Origin of the sequence: Paraburkholderia dilworthii (genome assembly GCF_000472525.1) — a bacterium.
GTDB lineage: Bacteria > Pseudomonadota > Gammaproteobacteria > Burkholderiales > Burkholderiaceae > Paraburkholderia > Paraburkholderia dilworthii.
Window position 1 is genome coordinate 246,667 of the sequence record NZ_AWZT01000001.1, and the last position, 18,316, is coordinate 264,982.

The following is an 18,316-nucleotide window of genomic DNA, read 5'->3' on the forward strand; positions in this document are numbered from 1 at the left end:
TTAGTTCGCCGCAGCGTTCATCGAGGTCGACACATTGGCTGTCGTCGAGTTGTTGATGTTGATGTTGACGTTCTGACCCTTCTGAAGAAGGAGTTGCATGAGCTTGGCGTTGTAACCCTGGGATTCTTTGGGCGCATACTTCTCCCAATCTTTTCCATGTGTAGCAATATCCTTGTCAAGGTTACCCATACCCCAGTTGTAGGCGGCCATTGCTTTCTTGACGTCTCCACCGTATCGCTTCAACAGGAAGGTGTCGTAGCGCCTTGCCGCATCTCTGGACGCCTTCGGGTCATTGACATCGCCATGCCCCCAATCCTTCCAGGTGGCGTCCATGAACTGATACGGACCTTTCGCGCCCTTCGGTGAGAGTAAGTGTTTGCCGCCAGCGGACTCCATCTGAAGCTGCGCGTCAAGAATGCTGTCTAGATTGGGCGCGGCTAGCGTGCCGCCGCTCCCTGAAAAGAAGTCTCGGATGCCGTAACCCATTCGCGCCAGGCCACTAACCACACCCCCTTGCGATGCAGCCTGTTCCCTGGACACCGGTGGGCCTTCAAGTGCGGCCATAACCGCCTTTGCCTCAGGGCCAGCGACTTTCAGCAGATTGACAGCCGCCGCTGCCGCTGCTTTGCCCATCGTCTCCAGTTCAGGAGACATTTTCGCGAGCTGACCGTTGAACTCATTCATCACCTGAGCCCAATCGGACTTGAGGGCGGCTTTGACGTCTGATGCTTGGTCGGCGGTGCCTTGATCGATCTCGTTGCGTTTTGCGTCGGCCATTTCCTTCTGCTGAGCTTTCACCCAGTCAGAATCGCCATAGCTCGCGCCAGTACGCAACTGCTGAAGCGAGAGCATGTCCGTGAAGCCGTAGGCTTGCGCCATCGAAGCGGCCGGCTTGCCGGATTTTTGCCACTCGCGGTACTTGCCGCTTGCGGCCCGCGCGAAGTCATACGTCAGTTGCTCGGCGTCTTCGTTCTGGACCTGTTGAGGTGTCAGGCCCGCCGCGATGAAGGCTCGCCACTTCGATACATCTCCCTGGGCATTGGCAACATTACCGAGGTCCGATGCGCCGAGTCCGAACTTCTCGAAGTTGGCACCGAACGCTTGCGTCTGACCGATTCTCAAGCCAAGTCCTCGGGCTTGCAGGTTCTGGCCGGCAAGCATGCTCGTAGCGCCATAAATTGCGCCGATTGCAGAGCCAATACCGCTTGCGCCAACCGTGCCCAGCTTGAGCAGGACCGAGCTCATGCCAGAGATAGATTTGTGCATTGCCGCCGACGCTTTCTGCATCCGCGTCATCTGGATAGCACCGTCTTTCGCCCGGGTGTTGAACTTGTCCTGCACACCGGTGGCGCGGTTCATCGCCTTAGAGATTGCGTCAGCCTGAACGGCTGCGATCATCAGGAATTCTTTGGACGACTTGGACGACTTGGAGAAGTCCCCCATGCCAGATCCGGCATCGTCGATCGCGCCAGTTACCTTCGCCCAGTCCTCTGGCATGCTCTCGAGCTTTTTCTGGTAGTCCTGAAAGAGAGCGTGGAAATCGCGAAAAGGTCCGTCATTAATTTCGACATCAATTATTGCTTTTTGTGTCATGACGGTCTCTTTAGGGCTTCCAACAGGTATCGATTTCTGAACTGCTGCGCCGTGTGATACGGGCTGTCGTACCGCTCGAACACTTCGCCAAAGCCCTCAGTGGCGACGTAGTTCAGGATGGAATCGACGATGGTGTCTTTGTCGTAGGCGCGTCCTGCGTCAATGTCGGCAAAGAGGCGAGGAATTCCGTAGGTGTGGATGACGTGATCGACGCACCCAGAAAGGATGCCGTGCCATTCGCTGCCGTCGCGCGATCGGCCTTTTTCGCCATCGCATAGTGACAGGTAAAAAAAGTCACGGCGGCGACCGTTTCCTCCCAATCCTCGGCGTCGATCTTCCCGCTAGAAATTGCCGTTTCGACCGGCAACATGTCCCATCCATTTGGACCCGGACACAAGATGGTAGTCAGGCGCTTGAACTCAGCGAAGAGGGCGTCTGTCTCGTCGTCATTCACGTTCCCGCGCTCGTCGATCATGCCTAGGCTGATAGCCTCCTTACGCCCTTCATCCTTGAGCGTCAGCGCTGCAATGCGCGGCCCGGAGCCCATTAGATAGTGAGCGCCCTTACTTGACAATGATGCCTTGGTTGCCGCGAGAACGCGGTAGTGCTGCTCAAAAACGGCGCGCGACACGGGCGTATGGAAGGCATGGATTCTCACCACGTCTTCGGTCACTTCCTCGGTCACGTCTTTGCCGTCAACCTTCTTCGTGACCTTCCGCGTGATTTTTTCAGTCACGACCGGAAGAACAAGATTTCTGTTTTCATCGATGCGCATCTCAATCCCTTTAATCGAGCCTTATGAGGTGCCACGGCAGCCGGTAAGGTGCCGGCGTTTCGGGTCGCGTCCCCAGCCGTGGCGTGAGGTTGTTACGTGAAACTCCAGAGGGAGGCGTTCACGTTGAACGAGCCGCGGAGTGTCAATCGAACCACTGGATCAGTGCCGTCGAATGCGCCCGGGCTGATCATGCGAATGCCCGTGTCATTCAATGTGATTGCTGGCCATGCCGAGGTATCGCTGTGAATCGTCACATCGCCCAGAACGCTGTTGTCTTGCGCCTGAGCTAGCCAGTTCGCTGCCAGCGCCTGCGATCGGAGCAGACCCACTGTAATCGTCGCCATCACATAGGGTTCGGGCGAGTTCACAACACCAGTCGCCGTCTCGATCTGCTGATTGAAATCACCCTCGAATTCAATGTGGCAGAAAGATTTGCCCATGTACTGACTCGTGATGTTCAGCGTGGGGGTTGCGGGAACAACTACCGAGCATCGGACGCGGTTCAGCGGTCCCGCATTCAGATAGGGATTAGCCATGTTGCGTCCTTAGTTCACAATCTGGGTGGCGTCGAGGTTGAAGGTGAGCGTCAGGAATGCGTTCTGACCAACCACCGTCGCCGAGAAGCCGTTGTAGATACCGGCGTTGTAGTCGTTCGGGTTTTCCGTCGTGTACGTCGAGAACGGCACAGCCGTCACAACGGCGCTCAACGCACAACCGAACTTCACAGCCGAGTTCGCTACGTTCTGCGCAACGGCGAGAAGCGTGTTGATGCCGTTCTGGTCATACAGCAGCGGGGGATTGCTGTTGGAGCCGTTGATGACTGCTGCAGCGAGCGCCTGCTTGACCTGTATGCGGAACCAGTCGATCCCGTACCACCACGCAGCCTGCTCACCATCCATCGTCGTGCCCTTGAAGACACATGCGGTGGAAATGCCGCCTTCGGCACCTGTGTAAATCAGATTGCCGTAGTTCGTCAGAACCGTATTGATGCTCGTCTGATTGCTTTTGTCCCAAGGCGTAACACCAAACGCGTAGCGATAAGACATCGGCGCAAGCGGATTGGACGAGCCCGGCTTATTTACCAGCCAGTTGTAGAAGTCCGCCGATAGTTGATGCTCGGTCGACGCCTTGGTAGGGCTCGGAACCTGCGCGTAGACCGCCTTGTTCGTGGCGTAGGTAGGTAGATTCGCAACGGTCGTCGTGACGAAGAAATACGTCTGGCCACTCGGGCTCTCGTAGTTCGCCGTCATCGTGTTCAGTGCTGCAGCCGAGGCCGCATCCCACGCAGCGGGCAGCAGGTAGGCATAGAACACTTGCGGATTGCTATTTGCCGTAATCCACGTTTGCAAGGCCGTGATTGCCGATGCGGCCGTGGTCTGCGCGCCCAGTTCGAGCACGTAGACGCCGACCGAGTTGCCTTGCGCGAAAAACGTCGTTGCGGCGTTGCTGATGAATCCAGCGTTCGACGGGAGATAGGTTCCCGGAACTGTCTCGGTGCCCGGATTCGTCGCGATGGCGAACGTGAACGTGTTGGTGCCGGTGACCGTCGCCGCATACGTCCCGTTGTAAGCCGCAGGCGTAGCGCCGGCAATGGTCGTGGTGAATGTCTGGCCCGTCGCCAGACCGATCGTGGCCGTGGTGGTAGCCGTGACCGTGCCGCTAGACCAGACCATGCCAGTCAATGCGAGAGGCGCGGCGAGCAGTGCTTGAACGGCAGAAAGCGTGCCGCAGTACTGATACGTTCCGCTGGTGAGAGTCGTGCCGCCCGCAGACACAATCGCACCACTCTGCTGCAGTTGGGAGACGGTCGGCGCGCGCGTGACGGTCGTGTTGACCGTGACGATCGTCGGAGTGATGGTTGTCGCCATGTGGGCGGACTCCTGTTATTAATCGAACGAGACGGCAACTTGACCGCCCGTGCCCGGATCAACCACGATCCCGGCGAGGCAGGGGAAATCAAGGGGGATGACGGTGCCGACTGCCGGCCACGAAGCGGTGTATTTGATGATTGCGTTTGCGGTAGCCGCGGCGCCCGTAGTGGCCACGTCATAGACTGCGAAGTTGCCGGCCGTAGCGACAGCAACGACGGTGACTTTGCAAACTCGTCCGGCGCTGGCCTTGACAGCCGTGATCGCGGTGATGTTCAGCTTGTTCGTCGAGCCATTGCCGATGAGCAAATTGCCGCTCTGGTCCATCTGAAGCGGCGAACTCTTGTTTGCTGCGCTGAGTGCTACGTTTGATTTAATGGGGCTTTGGGGCATTTTTGAAACTCCAAATGAAAAACCCCGCCGTAGCGGGGTGTTGATCTAGTCGGGGTGCCCCGCGCTAGGAGGTGGTGATCGAAGAAAATCCAGCGGACAGAATCAGTCGTCGCGCGATGGCATCAGAGGTCGTCTGGAAATACCATGCGTCAATATCGAGAGTCTTTTTCATCGCGATCACATTCAACTCGGATTGCGTTCGCTTGGCATCCTTGATAACCGGCGAGTTGCCGAAGCCAAAGTTGTCCGTGTTCAGCGAGTAATCGATCAGTGATGCATAGAACTGGATCGCCTGCTGATTTGTGAGTCCGTACAGCGTCAAACGAACCCGGTCTTTGGCTAGTTGCGAGCTCGGCATGTCATGCAGTGGAGACGCGCCCGAATTCGCCTCAACCGTTCCCGGCCAGACATAGATCGGAAACGATGGCGCCTCCGTCATATCAGGATCGACGTGCGCCACGATGTACGGAGGCACAACGTTAGCGGGCACTAGATACGACGGATACACGGGAAGCGATACGGTGCCTTGCGCCAGCCAGATCGGCAGGCTATTCGAAACGATCGGGCCATCCGGTAGATCCGCAGCACTGTCAACTAGCTGCGAAGCGAGGGCGGGATAAACCGCGTTGCCGAGATAGTGATAAAGGTTCGCCTGCTCATAGAACGAGCCGCGAACATTGAAAGAGAAACGAATTCCGTTGAAGGAACCGAGCCACATCGTATCAGGCGATACCGTGTTGAACTCGTCAATCTGGCTCAGCGCAGTGAAAATGACACGGTTGATGTCGATTGTCTCGTCTTCATTCTGCTGCTGGTCCGTGGCGTAGTGCAGCGAACCTTGGACGGTCGTTGTGACGCCAGTGTTGACCCAGAATACCGTACCGTCTTCGGAGATGACTTGGCGGGCGTACTGCGTGAATACCACGCTCTGATTATTCGAGAGCGTGTTGACGCCCGCGGCTAGATCGTTCGCAAGCTGGCTTTGAGACGAGAGTGACTCAGCTATGGATGGCATCTATTTTCCTAACTCATCCACGCGACGAAATTGGCCATATACATGCCAGTGTCTACAAATGACGGGCGCCGCGGGTTCCCCTTGGCATATGGATGCTTCAGGCGGTGATTCACGCCGTCTAGCGCTGCTTGTGTCGGCACGCCAGCGATACCCATGCTCTCAACTTGCTGCGTGAAAATGAACTGCTTGAACATGGCAGTGATTGCGGATTCAGCAGAGGCGAACGGATTGGGCGAAGGCTGTCCGCCCATCATCATCGTTTCCAGCGAACCGGCAATCGACTCCTCGAGTTCCTTCGCGATGTCAGGCAACCGGGCGAAGGCGAACGTATCCATGATGTGATACTTCTCTTCGAGGATTTCCGCGATGTCGCCGGTCGTCTTCGTGGCTGCGTCTGACTTTGGCTTGATCGGCTTGTTCGCTTTGCCTTTCTTGGCCTTCGGGACTTTCTCGTCTGTGGCGCGATCCTGATAGGGTATGTCGATGATTCCGAGGTGCAGCGTGATGCGGGCCGGCGCAGTTCTCGCGTAAATCTTGGGCGCCGAATAGCTTCCGCCGCCATCTGCGATCGGTGATTCAAAGTCGCGACCGGCTGCCATACTTCATCCTAGGAGATGCCCCAGATCGGGCCGTTATCTGCCATAGCTGCAAGCCACTGGCGCCCGAATGGGTCCTTTAGCGCCTGGAGTTGGCCGATCGTTAGACCGCTCAAAAACTCGGGCATTAGCATCGATTCCGACGTGCTCTGATCTGCCGTCGACTGGATGATGCCGCCAGTAAAGCCGGTCAGATTCCACGTCTTCCGCAGATCCGCAAAGTACGTTTGCCCCGGCTGATCCGGGCACCAGTTGATGAGGAACGACGTTGCTAAGCAGTAGACCGCGAAACAGTAATAGTCCTGCCCAACGAAACGCAGGACTTGCAGCGTCATTTCCTCGGCGTAGCTCAGCGCCCACGGTATGTAGGCGCTATCCGAAGGAAGGGCACTCGTCGGAATGCCCGCCACGGTCGTCAGGAACGTGTACAGGTCCGTGACGTTTGGTGTGGTCGACGTCTGCCAAGGCGCGAGCGCGCCCATACCCGGCAGCGGGGGAAAGCAGAACGCGCTCATGTTTGCCTTTAGTTACGACGGGGACGGCCACGCCCGCGGCGCTCTTGCGGAGCATCGTCGCCAACGGAGATGACTTCGTGAACAGTCGCTTCGACGCCCTTCTGTTCGACTTCCTGAATCTCAACTTCGAAGTTTCCGAGATGAGCGTCGGTTTCCTGTGCAGCGCGCTTCATCAGGTCATCGGACGATACAGCGGCTTCCTTGCGACGCTCGAGAGCCTGCTGCACTAGCGCATCTTCGTTTTTCGTCATGCCTGTATAGAGGCGATCGAGCGGGATCGGCGTATCGTACTGATACAACTGGCCGACAAACTCGCGATGCCGGTCCATTTCCGAAACCGGGATCAGGCCATACATGCGGTGCTGGTCGACAATGCGCTCGTGATCGACGCGATTGCCTTGCGGATAGACGCTTTCTTGTTGGCCCGGCTTGATCTTGGTGACAACCGGTTTCTTGCTGTTTTCAACCCAGTAGATCAGATTGAATTCTTGCTTTGTGAGGTTCGCAACGTATAGAGCCATGACAGTCCCTGTTAAAAGTTATCCCTGTAAGTGCCTGCGGAAACACGACAGGGGGCGTGCTTGTCAGTTGCGCAACCTATCCGCAGGGCGAGCCTTAATACGCTGCGCTGATGAGCGTGAGCGCTTCCGGACGCGGGCTCCAACCCGAAGTCGAGCGCAGTTCCGACACGACATCGACAGCGCCAGCCGTGAGCGGAGCTGTGATCTCGGTCGGAGCTGCACGGTCGACCAGCTGGATCGAGCATGCTTGCAGGCCCGGAGTGAGTTCAGCGAACGCGTTGGTGTTGATGCGGCCACCGTTCGGCTTCTTCACTTCCGGCATGGAGATGATGATCATGTCCGTGCCGCCAGCGCCCTTACCCTTGAGGGTGTCGTCACAGGCCCACGTGATCTCGTCCTCATTCCAGTCGAGCACATCATCGATCAGGCCACGCGACGACTTCGAACCCGCGCCTTCGCGCTGGAACTGGGTCAGTTGCACGATGCCCTGATAGCTGATCGCTTCGAGGATTTCCTGCGTGGTCGTGACGGCGAAACGTGCCGGCATGCCCATCTGCATCGTGCGGACCTTGATCTGGCCGATCTGCTGCAGCAGGAAGAACGCGAGTTCGCCGTTGTCGTACGTCGAGATGGTCGTGTTGCCGTTCGAGTCAGCGGGCAGGCTGATTGCCGTTGCGCCGTTCGCGTTCAGCAGACCTTCGCCGTTCGACGGGTTCGCGCCGTACAGCAGCAGGTTCCGTTGTTGCTGGAACGTTGCCTGACGCATTGCGAGACGATGTGCTTCGACCGTCGATGCGCCAACGCGGCCGAGTGCAGCCGTGTCGTGATGGTCGTATTCCGCGCGCGAGCGGATCATGTACGTCGGCGTGCTGATTTCGCTGTACACGACCGAGCACGACGGAAGCTGGTTCGACGCGAACTGGCCGGTCTGCACTTGCGTGCGAACGTCCATGCGCTTGATGTAGACAGCCAGGTCGCCTTCGCCGAGACGCACGAGCGGATCGCCCGTTGCGATCAGGTCGAACGCGCCCGATGCCTGTTGATATTGCAGAAGCAGTTCGGGGACCAGGTAATGCGGCGAGACCCGAATCTGTGCCGGTACGATATTTGCCATGTGTAGTTACCGCCTTAGATGAGAATGAGGGCAGTCGTACCCTGGCGATTCCAGGTTGCCGCACCGGTATTTGCGTTGAAGGAAACCGTCATGCTGTTGCCGACGTTGACCGAAAGAACCTTGACCGGGAGAACGGCCGTGTTCTGGACGAGGGTGATCGTGCCGGTGAGTGCGCCGGTTGCGATCGCGCCCGAAGCCGCCGTCACCTGGAACGAGAAGTGCGTGTTGTCGGTGAAAGACGTCACGGTTTGAACGCCGTTGACGAGCGCTGCGCCCGTGCCGGTCACGCCAGCAACGTCGATCGTGTCGCCAACTGCGGTGACGTTCGTTGCTGCGCCTGCGACCACTGCGAAGGTGTACACGCCGTTAGCGAACGACGAGGTGATCGACGTAACGGCAACGGTTGCCGTGCCGCCAGTCGGGACCAGCGTTTGCGTGTTGAAGTCCCAGTTCACCGCTTGCGAGACGAGACCGCCGTCCAGCGAGACGAGACCCGGGTCAGCAGCGACAGCGATACGCGCGCCGCTACCCATGCGGAAGTACGCAACGGTGGCGCCAGTCGAGCCAGCGAGCGGGACCGGGCTTTGCGGCGAGCCAACCATCGAATAGGCCTGGTTGAACACCGAGAAGCCCGCGAGGTTCGCAGATGCCGTTGCAGGAGCAATCATGCTGCCGAGCGTCACGTCGTTGCCTGCGACCGGAATGTATTCGCTGATCGCCATTCCGCCCCAGACCGGGCTGGATGCGCTTGCCGAAAGATTGCCGAGCGAGAGCGCATAGCGCACTGCCGGGTCGTCCATGAACACGCCCTGCACGTAGCCGGCGCTTTGTACCGAAAACGAGCCTTGGGCATTCGTCGTCTGGTACGGGTAGAAAGGGGTATTAATTGCCATGTTTTCTATCCAGAAATGAAAAAGGCCCGCTCAGTGGCGGGCCTCAGATGACGACGATTGCCTTAGTGGGCTTTCGGCTGAATGATCTTGCTCTTCATGCGCGGGGGACGATGTGCGTCCATCCACGACGGACGGCTGTCGAAGAACTCGGTGATCTTGTGGCCGGCTTCGGAGGTGCGGGTGCGCATGACCGGGCCGTTTTCCGACACAGCCGGGCGGCTTGCGGCGTCCATCGCATCAGCGTAGATGCGTTCTTCAGCGATCGAGAATACGGAAGCGTCGAGCTTCGACAGATCAACATCCTTCCATTGCGAGCTGTTCGACTTGACCGACGAGGCCAGGCGCTTGCGATAGGCCAGAAGGTCTTCGCCATTCAGCGCACGAGGAGCCGACTTGCCGAATGCCGAAAACACGCTATCGGCCTTGGCTTGAGCGTCAGCCATCGCCGCGTAGTCGCTATCGTTCAGCGGCTTCGGCGTGAGTTGAGCGGTCTGGACGAGCAGCTTTTCGAGGTCAGCAACGCGGGCGAGGAGGGCGCCTTCGCGCTTGGCAGCGTCAGCCTTGGCTTCCTCCTTCTCTTTCTCTTCGGCGTCGGCCTTCTTCTTTTCCTCTTCCTCGTCGGCCTTTTCCTTCTCGGCGTCGGCCTTCTTGTCGCCAACAGCGAGTTCGTCGCCAGGCATGCCATCGGCCTTCTTGCCTTCGAACGCATCGCAGCGCTTCGAGAGCGAGTCCACAGCCGACATCAGCTTGTCCCACTTCTCGGCGTCTGCCTTTGCCTTCTCTTCCTCGGCATCAGCTTTCGCCTTCAGCTCGGCGTCGGCCTTGGCACGCGTTTCGAGTTCTTGCTTCGCCTCGGCGTCCGCCTTGGCCTTACGCTCTTCTTCATTCATCTCAGGTTCCTGAACGTTAGTGGTAGATACGCCAGTCGGCGGACCGCCCTTGTCCCACACGCCAGCCTCGCAGATCGCGATGTGGTCGAGCAGTTTGGGGTTCCCCTCTATTAGCAACTTTTGCCCGCCGTCGAGGGTTACGGTGGAGTTTTCAATACTCGGATTGCGAAAAACGACGTTGGGTGATGTCGACAATTGATCCTGCGACATTAGCGTCGCGGTCGCTTCATCGTAGACGCGCGCGATCGCCCAGACCTCATCGCCCTTGATGTAGGGCAACAGAACCGAACCTACTGAACGCCTCTTGAATTCGGCGGAGTCAAGGTTGCAGTTATCGGGGTGGTCAACAATTACCGGCAAGCCGTTGCAACGCGCCAGAAACTCGTCGTTGAGGTATTCCTCGGGCGGCCGGTAGACATACTCCTCATCCTTGGATCGGTACGATGTTCCGGTGCCAGTGATGCGGATGTCGAAGAGCCACATGTTCGTGAAGAACTGTGGTGACGAATATTCACCTGAAACCATCGCACGCGCGAGGTCCGTTTCCGTCATTTGCGCTTTCTTGATCGCCTTGAAAGTGTCAGACTCGAGCACGTATCGGCAGCCCGGATGCATCGGTTCGGGCCACGATCCAATCGGCGCCCACATGCATTCCGTGCTCTCGTCGCTCAATGCGACTTCGAAGGGGCGGCACTCGTGATAGAACGTGGTGAATTCGACAGCGCCGTCGCTGGTAGCCCCGAGCCTGACTAGCTTCTCAGGCTCGTATCCGGCTTCCTCTTGCGTCTCGCGGCGGGCGGCTTGTTCGGGTGTTTCGCCTGGCTCGATCTTGCCTCCGGGTATGCACCATTCGCCAGGATGATCGCCATCAGGACCGCGGCGCAGAAACAGGACTTTCCCGTCAGCGATAATCAGCGTGCCGGCGGCTTGCATCGGCGCGCCGGCCGATCCTTCTTCTGTTGCCATAGCGTTATCTCATTGCTGCGATTTTGGAGCGGGCCTCGGCCAAGGATTCTTCACCTTTCTTGGTCAGCATGTCGCCGGGCAAGTCGCGGAGGGCATACAGCCAGGTAGCAAAGCACGAACACGAAACTTCTTGCCCGACGCTCGTAATGTCGTCGTAGTAACCGGTGGGACCGGGCTTGACCAGCCCTTTCTCTTTCGCCCAGCTATTGCGCAGCAGGTAGATTTTCTGGTCGCGTTCTTTATGATCAGGACGGGCGGCATACCCGGGCCTGCGCCACATCGAATTCCAGCGCATTGCGAGTGCGCCGCCGTCAGTGGCGATGATCTCGTTGAGGGCCGCGGTGAACTTGTGCGATTGATCAATAACGCATCGCCGCTCTTCAAACGGCATCGACGTTAGCGCCTTCCGGATGTTGTCCTTCACATCCTTAGTCTCGACCGCCCGCGAGCCTCCAGCCGGCACCGAAGAAGCCCAGCCAGCAAAGCGACGGGTCGTCTTCTCGATCATCTCTTCGCGATTTAGCTTGATCAGGTTCCGCGAGACCATGCGGCGACGGTCTAGCTCGGCGCGGAGTTTTGGTTTGAGGCGTTCGACGGTGAAGCGTGCTACGCCCTGGTGAGTCTTGAGTATCTGACCATCGTCGACGAGTCGCTTATAAATGCCGCCTAGCGTTCGGTTCAGTTCCTCGTTTAGCACGCTCTCGGGGACGAGGGAATCGATCGCCGCGCGCCTTATCAGATCCGTCCAATAGGTGAGGCGCTCGACGCTATCGAATCCGTTGAGCTCGAAGTCTCGGATGGCAGCAGTGACAGTCTCAAAGAAAGTTGCCATCAGCGTCCAAGGGAGAGTGCCCTGCCGGGTTTCGGCTCCTCATCTGGGGATGCCTCGGGAGTGGGCGGAACGTATTCGCGCAGCTCGTCGTAATCTAGAACAAGCGGATTCGTGATGAGGTGCTTGCTCTCATTCATGTTGTTCGCGAAAAACTCAATGGCCCGAGCCTGGTTGTTTGGATCGAGCGCGGGAAGCAGGATTTCAAGTGCAGACACAAGTGTCTCGAACTTAACTTTTTCCACTTCGACGAGTTTGCTTTCAGGCTCGACGAGGAGCGAAGGCCACGTTGCCTCAAAGGAGTTCGACCACTCGTAAAATGCCTCGTTGTATGACATGCCTTTGTATTTCGGCATATCAGCCTGGACCGTGGCATAAAACTCGGGGGTCCACGCCAAACGCATCACGATGCGCTCGAAGAACTTATACAGCGGCTCTACTGACAGTCGCTCGTTATCGATGTAGCGGACGACTTCCTTGGCATCTTCAGAGCCCTCGCCAAACCCCTCGGCATACGACTCCGAGTTGAGCAGCTTCGCCGGCTGAGGAACCGCTGCGGCGATGTTCTCGAGGATGTTCTTTCGCGCCGTCGTCAGTGCGCCGTCAGCGTTCAGCAGATTCAGCGTCTCGATCGCCTCTTCCGGCGTGATATTGATGACGTTGTTCGTCTGCGCTTCCTTGACCACATTGCGCTTTACACCCTGCAGCACAGCCATCGCACGGTCAGCAATCGACCCGGCTGGCTTCATCTTCGCCACGATCACGCCGACCTTGCGGGCGACCATGTCGTCAGCAATGAGCGTCTGAACGAACGATTTCAGCGGGAATAGGGCGCGCTGATAGACCGAGCGGCCCGTGTAGCCATAGGCCGAATTCGTGTACTCGATGTAGAGCGGCGATTCGTTGAAGAAAACGAGGGCGCGCGATGGGTGATATGTTTGACCCGCGGCAGTGACTAGCGTCGGCTTCTGGAAGTCAGGCGCGTTCGGATCTTGATTCAGGACCAGCGAGCCGGCCGTGTTCAGTGGGTCGAGCGCATTGAAATACAGTTCTTTCTTGGCGAGTTCCTCGGGCTTGATCGGCGTCTTGGTGTCGACACCCTTGGCGCCAAAGACGATGGCCGATGCACCGTAAATCTTCGCGAGCCGCCACGTGTTGGCGATGTACGTGTCAGCGTTGATCTCGTTCCACTTGCGCTCGAAGGCTTCGCGTACGCGCTCCTCGGGGCTGTTCGGAATCGAAATCTTGCGCTTCTGCGACATCGCCAGCTTGATCGGCTGGTCGACGATTTTGGACCCGAGGGGGTGAAACGAATAGATGGTCTTGCAGAGGTGATACGAAGGCTCGCTACCCGGAATTATTCCATCGGCCATCAGAATATCCATCAGGCTCGAACTCAGGCTAGAGCCTAGGATGGTGATTTCTGCCATGTGTGTGCCGTGAGTTAAATACTAGAGGCCGTCCGAATCTCCGAGGCCGATTGCAATTCCGTAGACTGTGGTGTCGTACGCGTCATCCGCTTGATTGGGAATGCCAAGGCGATAGCCGAATACCTGGCTCAGCAGGTGGTTCTGAGTTCGGCCCTTGTACGTGACCGTCTTGTTGTAGGCGTGCTCGCTGAGCTTGACCTTTCCGTGATGGACAAAGTCAGACACGCCCGTACCGCGAGCGTCCTTACTCATTGAGGTCAATTTGCTGTCAATTGCCTGCGCCGGCCAGCCACTACGCGCCGCACGCTGGAGTAGGGTGATACCGCTTCCCTTGTCCTCAACGAAGCTGCCGGCGCTACCTAAGCGGGCGCCGGTGAGCTTTGCCAATTCCTCGACGCGAGCCATGATGGACGGAAACCAGTCAGCAATCAGGTCACTCTCGATTTGAGTGATGTCCCAATCAAGAATGATTAGCGGATGGCCGACATATCGATTACGGGCGAAGTAGGTAACCGCCGTGCCGTCGTTCTTATCGCCTGCCTTCAGCGCTGAGTCAAGAACGGCGAATACATAGTCGCAATGCGTCGGCATCGGCACAGGAGCGCCATCCACCAGCATATTCGCCAGTTGGAACAGCGAACCCTCAAGCGGCCGCGGCAATTGCTGATAGAGCGATGCCCACGTGCGGACATTGCTCTGGAATTGCGCCCAATGCTTTTCTGTGAACCATTCCGGCCAGAGATATTCGCCAATCTTGCGGCCGAGCGGGTCGTTCTGGACTTCGCAGCGCGCCTGCAGACAGACGACTTCCCAGACGTTGCCATCGCGGCAGAGGATCGGGCCTGATTCGCCTTTCCAGTCTTCAGGAAGGATGCGGCCGGATAGGTCGTCTTCGTGCCAGCGAGTTTGTATTACAACTATCCAGCCGCCAGGAATCAGACGCGTCTTAAGGTCATCTTCGTACGCCGACCATGTCTTATCGCGGATCGTTGGTGAATCAGCCTGTTCGCGGCCTTTCACGGGGTCATCAATGATGATTCCGTGCGCGCGATTGCCGGTGATGCCCGACATAATCCCGCACGCCATGTACTCACTGCCATTGGTCAGCGAGAACTCTTGCGCCGCGGCGGAATCCGATGTCAGTTCGCAGCCGAATATTCCCTTGAACCGCTTCTGGCGAATGATCGACCGGGTGCGCCGGCCCATCTTGCGAGCGAGGTCGTCGCCGTAGCTGGCGAGAATGACCTTGCGGTTGGGCTTCTGGCCGAGAAAGCGCGAGGGGAATACTACAGATGCGTAGGTTGACTTGGCGCTACCTGGCGGCATGAATACCATCATGCGGCCGTGTTCTTTGTTGCTTACCTCATCCAGCTTGGTCAGCAGGAGCCGGTGGTGATCCGCCAGCGTCGTTTCGATCGGCTCGAAAAACTCTGTGTCCGGATCATCCGTAGCGGGCTTGCCGGGGACGTCGATCGCATTGACATAATGGAGAATGTCCTCCCGAGCCTTGCGCCTAATCAGCAGTTCGCGCGCTGCCTCCTGCGGCGATAGCGGCGAGTTCGTCATCCGTCATTTCCTGCGGCTTGCGGTCAGATTTAATATTGGCGTTCAGATTGACCTCTTGCGGCGTCGAAATTCCGTATGCCTCACGCTCCAACCCGATCAATGTCTTCAGGGTGTCCGATAGTTTTTTCATGCTATCAATCCGGCCCACGCTGGAAATGACCTTTTGATATAGATCATTGCGCCGGTCCTGCCCCTTCTCATCATCAGAGCGGAGCATCTCGCCCAATTGCTCGAACAGTTCAATATTGCTGGTTTCCGCTTCCAACTCAGCCAGTAGCGACATTGCCAACGTCCGGGCGCGGCCAACGTCTTTTCTCTGCGTGAGATGGACGTGAGCCAGCATGTCGGCATTTGCATCGACGATCGACCGCTCGGTTGCCGCCTTCGTTTCCGTGGCAACCTGATTGGCAACCTCGCGCTTGGCAACTAGCGCTTCCGCCTTTGCCTGTATGCGTTTGGAGAGATCTCGCTCCCATCCTTCGGCCTTGGCCTTCTTCTGGATGGCGGTATGAGAAATACCCTGCAAGGCTGCGATTTCCCGAACCGACAACACGCCGGCCCGGTAATCACCTTCGATACGCTCCCAATCCGGCGCCGCTTTCTTTTCTGTTGCCATACCCTATCTGGGCATGACGCCCTTCTTGTGATTACTCGAACACCCAGTTCGCCCCATTGCAGAACACTGGGTACGTGGTGGACGTCGCTTGCGTACCCGTTCCCGCGGCTAATGCACCGTGCCATGCGGGTGTACCGCCTGCATCAAGTACAGTGGCCTCCAGGCCCGTATTGCCAGCAGAGCAGGTAGGCAGCGCAGACGTCAGGAATGTTTGCGATTTGACGCCGCCACTAGCTTGGAACGTTCCGGTCACGGTCATTGGACCGGTATGCGCCCATGCTCCCGAGCCGCTATTCGATGTGATGCCCGTGATACCAGAACCAGACCCGCCCGATGCAATCAGCCAGTTCAGCGGACTGCTTCCACTATCGTTGACGAACCGGAAAGTCATGCCGCTATTGATGCCAAGAATCTGCGAAGTGCGATTATTCGCCGTTTGGGCTTGGTCGTAGAAACTCGCGATCGCCCACGACGGAGAAGCCCCCAGCGAAATGCCCGAGTTTGTCGGAGATGCTGGCTGCGTGTTGCTGGTGGAATTCAGACTGCCCTGGACGTTGACGTTCCCCGTCGCGACCAGATCACCAGTAACCGCCGCGCCACCCTGAGCCTGGAGCTGATTCACGACTTGTACAGGACCGGAACCCTGCGTAGAAAGTTTCAGCGTGACGTTCAGATTCGAACCGGTCGCGGAAATTGTCGGGACTGAACCAGTTGCACCGCCCGTGAAAGTGAGATTGTTCCCACCCGATATAGCAGTGCCAATGGTGCCGGCAGTCGTGATGTTGCCGGTGACAGCGAGCGGACCATTGAGCGTTCCGCCCGATTTGGGCAGATAGCCGCCATAGTACTGGGCATGCGCGAGCGCCGGAAGAAGTAGAAGGATCAGTGCGAACTTGCGCATTTAATACCCCACAACTGCGAACGACGTTCCCGCGCCAGAGCCGACACCACTCAAGGCATTCGTCGGACCGAATGGCAGCGTCAGTGCAGCGCCGGGCGCAATGGCGAAGTCGCTCGTCGTTGCGGTAGCTCCGAATGACGCATAGAGCGTGTTGGACGCGTGCGTGTTCTGCACGGTCAGCCAACCTTTGTACGCGCCGGCCGCGACGAGTTGCGCCGATGTCGTGCCGACAGTGCCGGATGCGCTTACGCCGGCTTCGGCGGGGCCTGCCGAGGTGATTGGGCTACTGTCACCCGAACCGGCCGTGATTCGTACCGGAATCGCTGCGGCGTCATTGTCCTGCGCGTTCGGGAAGTTATAAAGTGCCATCGTCTACTCGTGAATTTGTGCCGGCGAGCCGACGAGGAAAACTATGCTTTCAGTCAATCGGCCCGCGGCGGAATCACCACCACCGCCAGCAGAATTGCTGCGAATGCGGCTTTGAGAGTGAGGATAGCGATAGGGGTCATGCTGCAACCTCAAACATCTCAGGCACCACCGTATTGCGGGCGACCTGCCCGAACTGCGAATGGTACGTAATGGCCGTGGCTGATCGCTCCGACAGCCACCCGCCGCGGGCCGCATATGCATCTCGAGCGGCAAGCGTCGGATGCTGGATCACAGTCATTCCAGAATGCTCTTTCTCTTCGACGTGGTGTCTGTGGCCTGTCGCGCAGTAGCGCTTAGTCGTTGCGCCCCAGACCTTCGGGAACTGGCTGGCGAACAGCAGAGGCAAAGCCTCGTTGCGCTTGAGGTGCCCGTGATGGAATGCCAGCATGGTCTGGCCGTGCTGATAGACGTAGTAGGGCAGCGCCGAGTCAATCACCTGGACACGCGGCTCATTCTCGTACAGCGCGGCGAACATGGCGCGGAGCCAGATGCTCGACGCCATGTCGTGATTGCCTTCGGCGAGCAGGACAACGACTTTGTCGTGCCGCTCGAGCGCGAAGTCTACGATGCGTCGCAGGATGCGAATGGACGTCGAAACGATCTTCGAGAATCGCCCGTCCTGGTCGAGAACGTGACCATGTTGGGGCGTTATCGGCAGGAGGCCGCCGGAACCGTCACTGTGTAGCCAGTCTCCGAGTTGCGCTACCACGCCGACACCCGCCTGAGGCGCCGCATTCACCATGTGGCAGAACGCAGCAGTCAGCGTGCGCTCAGCGATCTTCAGATCCCAATCAGCGTCAAGCGTTTCTTTCGCGGACGCCAACATGCCCACGTGGCAGTCGGTCAAGGTGTAGACGTTGCACAACGACGAATCGGTCTTGGCCGGACCCGGCGCTGCCTTAACCCGCGGCAGCGTCTCCGCCATTGCAGCGAAGCCTTCTCGCATGATCACTTCCCAGCGATCATTGTCCCGCTCAGTCTTGACCCACTGAATGGCGATGCCATCGTCGGTGTAGGCCGTAGACACGCCCTTAACGCGAAAGCCGTCCGGCACTGCGTGCGTCATGTCGTAGGAGGGCGCATACCCCATCTTCGCGGCCCTACGCTCCAGATTATCCAGAGCGCGAATCAGAACGCTGTGATGGACGCCGAGCGTCTTTGCTGCGATCGTGGGCTTGCCGTGCTGCTCGACGGCTTCGAGGAAGGAAATTTCCCTGGCATCGGCAAATTCTCGCAAACGCGGGTCAAATTGACGTGCCACGGTTTCCCCTAACTATTGAGTTGACATTTATATTCGCCACACCATGAATCGGCATCGACGAGTGGCCATGCAACCGCAGTGCAGCCCGTCGCCACGTCATAGACGAACGACGGAGGGTTGCGCCGGCACTTGATTTCCTCGCCGC

Annotated in this window: 19 protein-coding genes; all 19 read right to left on the reverse strand. The window is 58.1% G+C overall.

The genetic code is table 11. From position 1 onward, the window contains the following. Complete coding sequence (locus F759_RS0101270) at positions 1–1,593, reverse strand: lytic transglycosylase domain-containing protein (protein WP_027798248.1); 1,593 nt, start codon at positions 1,591–1,593, stop codon at positions 1–3. 112 nt (positions 1,594–1,705) lie between these two features. Next, entirely contained in the window at positions 1,706–2,368 is a 663-nt protein-coding gene (locus F759_RS0101275) for a hypothetical protein (protein ID WP_244438768.1), read from the reverse strand. A gap of 92 nt (positions 2,369–2,460) precedes the next feature. After that, the gene (locus F759_RS37040; protein ID WP_152530561.1) at positions 2,461–2,904 is read right to left on the reverse strand and encodes a hypothetical protein; all 444 of its coding nucleotides are present in this window, start codon (positions 2,902–2,904) and stop codon (positions 2,461–2,463) included. A 9-nt stretch (positions 2,905–2,913) separates the two neighbouring features. Continuing rightward, the gene (locus F759_RS0101285) at positions 2,914–4,236 is read right to left on the reverse strand and encodes a hypothetical protein (protein WP_027798250.1); all 1,323 of its coding nucleotides are present in this window, start codon (positions 4,234–4,236) and stop codon (positions 2,914–2,916) included. A gap of 18 nt (positions 4,237–4,254) precedes the next feature. Beyond that, positions 4,255–4,629, reverse strand: a complete 375-nt coding sequence (locus F759_RS37045) for a hypothetical protein (protein WP_244438769.1) — start codon at positions 4,627–4,629, stop codon at positions 4,255–4,257. Between the two features lie 64 nt (positions 4,630–4,693). Next, positions 4,694–5,644 (reverse strand): hypothetical protein, encoded by a 951-nt coding sequence (locus tag F759_RS0101295; protein ID WP_027798251.1) that lies wholly within the window; start codon positions 5,642–5,644, stop codon positions 4,694–4,696. 8 nt (positions 5,645–5,652) lie between these two features. Next, a complete protein-coding gene (locus tag F759_RS0101300; protein ID WP_051377032.1) occupies positions 5,653–6,243 on the reverse strand; it encodes a hypothetical protein in 591 nt (196 codons plus the stop codon). 8 nt (positions 6,244–6,251) lie between these two features. Next, positions 6,252–6,755 carry a hypothetical protein gene (locus F759_RS43900; protein ID WP_051377034.1) on the reverse strand — a complete coding sequence of 168 codons (504 nt, stop codon included), beginning with the start codon at positions 6,753–6,755 and terminating at the stop codon, positions 6,252–6,254. An 8-nt stretch (positions 6,756–6,763) separates the two neighbouring features. Then, complete coding sequence (locus tag F759_RS0101310; RefSeq protein WP_027798253.1) at positions 6,764–7,276, reverse strand: hypothetical protein; 513 nt, start codon at positions 7,274–7,276, stop codon at positions 6,764–6,766. Between the two features lie 94 nt (positions 7,277–7,370). Continuing rightward, positions 7,371–8,390: a major capsid family protein gene (locus tag F759_RS0101315; protein ID WP_027798254.1), complete on the reverse strand. Its 1,020-nt coding sequence runs from the start codon at positions 8,388–8,390 to the stop codon at positions 7,371–7,373. A gap of 14 nt (positions 8,391–8,404) precedes the next feature. Then, positions 8,405–9,283: a hypothetical protein gene (locus F759_RS0101320; protein WP_027798255.1), complete on the reverse strand. Its 879-nt coding sequence runs from the start codon at positions 9,281–9,283 to the stop codon at positions 8,405–8,407. 62 nt (positions 9,284–9,345) lie between these two features. Continuing rightward, complete coding sequence (locus F759_RS37055; RefSeq protein WP_161633303.1) at positions 9,346–11,106, reverse strand: NUDIX domain-containing protein; 1,761 nt, start codon at positions 11,104–11,106, stop codon at positions 9,346–9,348. Between the two features lie 37 nt (positions 11,107–11,143). Next, on the reverse strand, positions 11,144–11,971 hold the full coding sequence (locus tag F759_RS0101330) for a hypothetical protein (RefSeq protein ID WP_027798256.1): 828 nt from the start codon (positions 11,969–11,971) through the stop codon (positions 11,144–11,146). Further along, positions 11,971–13,398 (reverse strand): anti-CBASS protein Acb1 family protein, encoded by a 1,428-nt coding sequence (locus tag F759_RS0101335; RefSeq protein ID WP_027798257.1) that lies wholly within the window; start codon positions 13,396–13,398, stop codon positions 11,971–11,973. Before F759_RS0101335 ends, F759_RS0101330 begins: the two co-directional genes overlap by 1 nt. A gap of 21 nt (positions 13,399–13,419) precedes the next feature. Then, a complete protein-coding gene (locus F759_RS37065; protein ID WP_051377040.1) occupies positions 13,420–14,964 on the reverse strand; it encodes a terminase large subunit domain-containing protein in 1,545 nt (514 codons plus the stop codon). Next, the gene (locus F759_RS37070) at positions 14,912–15,580 is read right to left on the reverse strand and encodes a hypothetical protein (protein ID WP_051377042.1); all 669 of its coding nucleotides are present in this window, start codon (positions 15,578–15,580) and stop codon (positions 14,912–14,914) included. Before F759_RS37070 ends, F759_RS37065 begins: the two co-directional genes overlap by 53 nt. 31 nt (positions 15,581–15,611) lie before the next feature. Beyond that, positions 15,612–16,481, reverse strand: coding sequence for a hypothetical protein (locus F759_RS0101355; protein ID WP_027798258.1), 870 nt, complete (start codon positions 16,479–16,481; stop codon positions 15,612–15,614). Then, the gene (locus F759_RS0101360; RefSeq protein WP_027798259.1) at positions 16,482–16,850 is read right to left on the reverse strand and encodes a hypothetical protein; all 369 of its coding nucleotides are present in this window, start codon (positions 16,848–16,850) and stop codon (positions 16,482–16,484) included. Between the two features lie 136 nt (positions 16,851–16,986). Next, entirely contained in the window at positions 16,987–18,147 is a 1,161-nt protein-coding gene (locus F759_RS0101370; protein WP_209440466.1) for a hypothetical protein, read from the reverse strand. Between the last annotated feature and the right edge of the window lie 169 nt (positions 18,148–18,316).

Excerpts from the sequence above, each read along its gene's own strand:
- F759_RS0101310 (WP_027798253.1), bottom strand. The coding sequence starts at position 7,276 with ATGGCTCTATACGTTGCGAACCTCACAAAGCAAGAATTCAATCTGATC.
- F759_RS0101300 (WP_051377032.1), bottom strand. The coding sequence starts at position 6,243 with ATGGCAGCCGGTCGCGACTTTGAATCACCGATCGCAGATGGCGGCGGA.
- F759_RS0101270 (WP_027798248.1), bottom strand. The coding sequence starts at position 1,593 with ATGACACAAAAAGCAATAATTGATGTCGAAATTAATGACGGACCTTTT.
- F759_RS37040 (WP_152530561.1), bottom strand. The coding sequence starts at position 2,904 with ATGGCTAATCCCTATCTGAATGCGGGACCGCTGAACCGCGTCCGATGC.
- F759_RS0101285 (WP_027798250.1), bottom strand. The coding sequence starts at position 4,236 with ATGGCGACAACCATCACTCCGACGATCGTCACGGTCAACACGACCGTC.
- F759_RS0101330 (WP_027798256.1), bottom strand. The coding sequence starts at position 11,971 with ATGGCAACTTTCTTTGAGACTGTCACTGCTGCCATCCGAGACTTCGAG.
- F759_RS37045 (WP_244438769.1), bottom strand. The coding sequence starts at position 4,629 with ATGCCCCAAAGCCCCATTAAATCAAACGTAGCACTCAGCGCAGCAAAC.
- F759_RS0101360 (WP_027798259.1), bottom strand. The coding sequence starts at position 16,850 with ATGGCACTTTATAACTTCCCGAACGCGCAGGACAATGACGCCGCAGCG.
- F759_RS37070 (WP_051377042.1), bottom strand. The coding sequence starts at position 15,580 with ATGGCAACAGAAAAGAAAGCGGCGCCGGATTGGGAGCGTATCGAAGGT.
- F759_RS0101355 (WP_027798258.1), bottom strand. The coding sequence starts at position 16,481 with ATGCGCAAGTTCGCACTGATCCTTCTACTTCTTCCGGCGCTCGCGCAT.
- F759_RS0101275 (WP_244438768.1), bottom strand. The coding sequence starts at position 2,368 with ATGCGCATCGATGAAAACAGAAATCTTGTTCTTCCGGTCGTGACTGAA.
- F759_RS37055 (WP_161633303.1), bottom strand. The coding sequence starts at position 11,106 with ATGCAAGCCGCCGGCACGCTGATTATCGCTGACGGGAAAGTCCTGTTT.
- F759_RS0101295 (WP_027798251.1), bottom strand. The coding sequence starts at position 5,644 with ATGCCATCCATAGCTGAGTCACTCTCGTCTCAAAGCCAGCTTGCGAAC.
- F759_RS0101320 (WP_027798255.1), bottom strand. The coding sequence starts at position 9,283 with ATGGCAATTAATACCCCTTTCTACCCGTACCAGACGACGAATGCCCAA.
- F759_RS37065 (WP_051377040.1), bottom strand. The coding sequence starts at position 14,964 with ATGACGAACTCGCCGCTATCGCCGCAGGAGGCAGCGCGCGAACTGCTG.
- F759_RS0101315 (WP_027798254.1), bottom strand. The coding sequence starts at position 8,390 with ATGGCAAATATCGTACCGGCACAGATTCGGGTCTCGCCGCATTACCTG.
- F759_RS43900 (WP_051377034.1), bottom strand. The coding sequence starts at position 6,755 with ATGAGCGCGTTCTGCTTTCCCCCGCTGCCGGGTATGGGCGCGCTCGCG.
- F759_RS0101335 (WP_027798257.1), bottom strand. The coding sequence starts at position 13,398 with ATGGCAGAAATCACCATCCTAGGCTCTAGCCTGAGTTCGAGCCTGATG.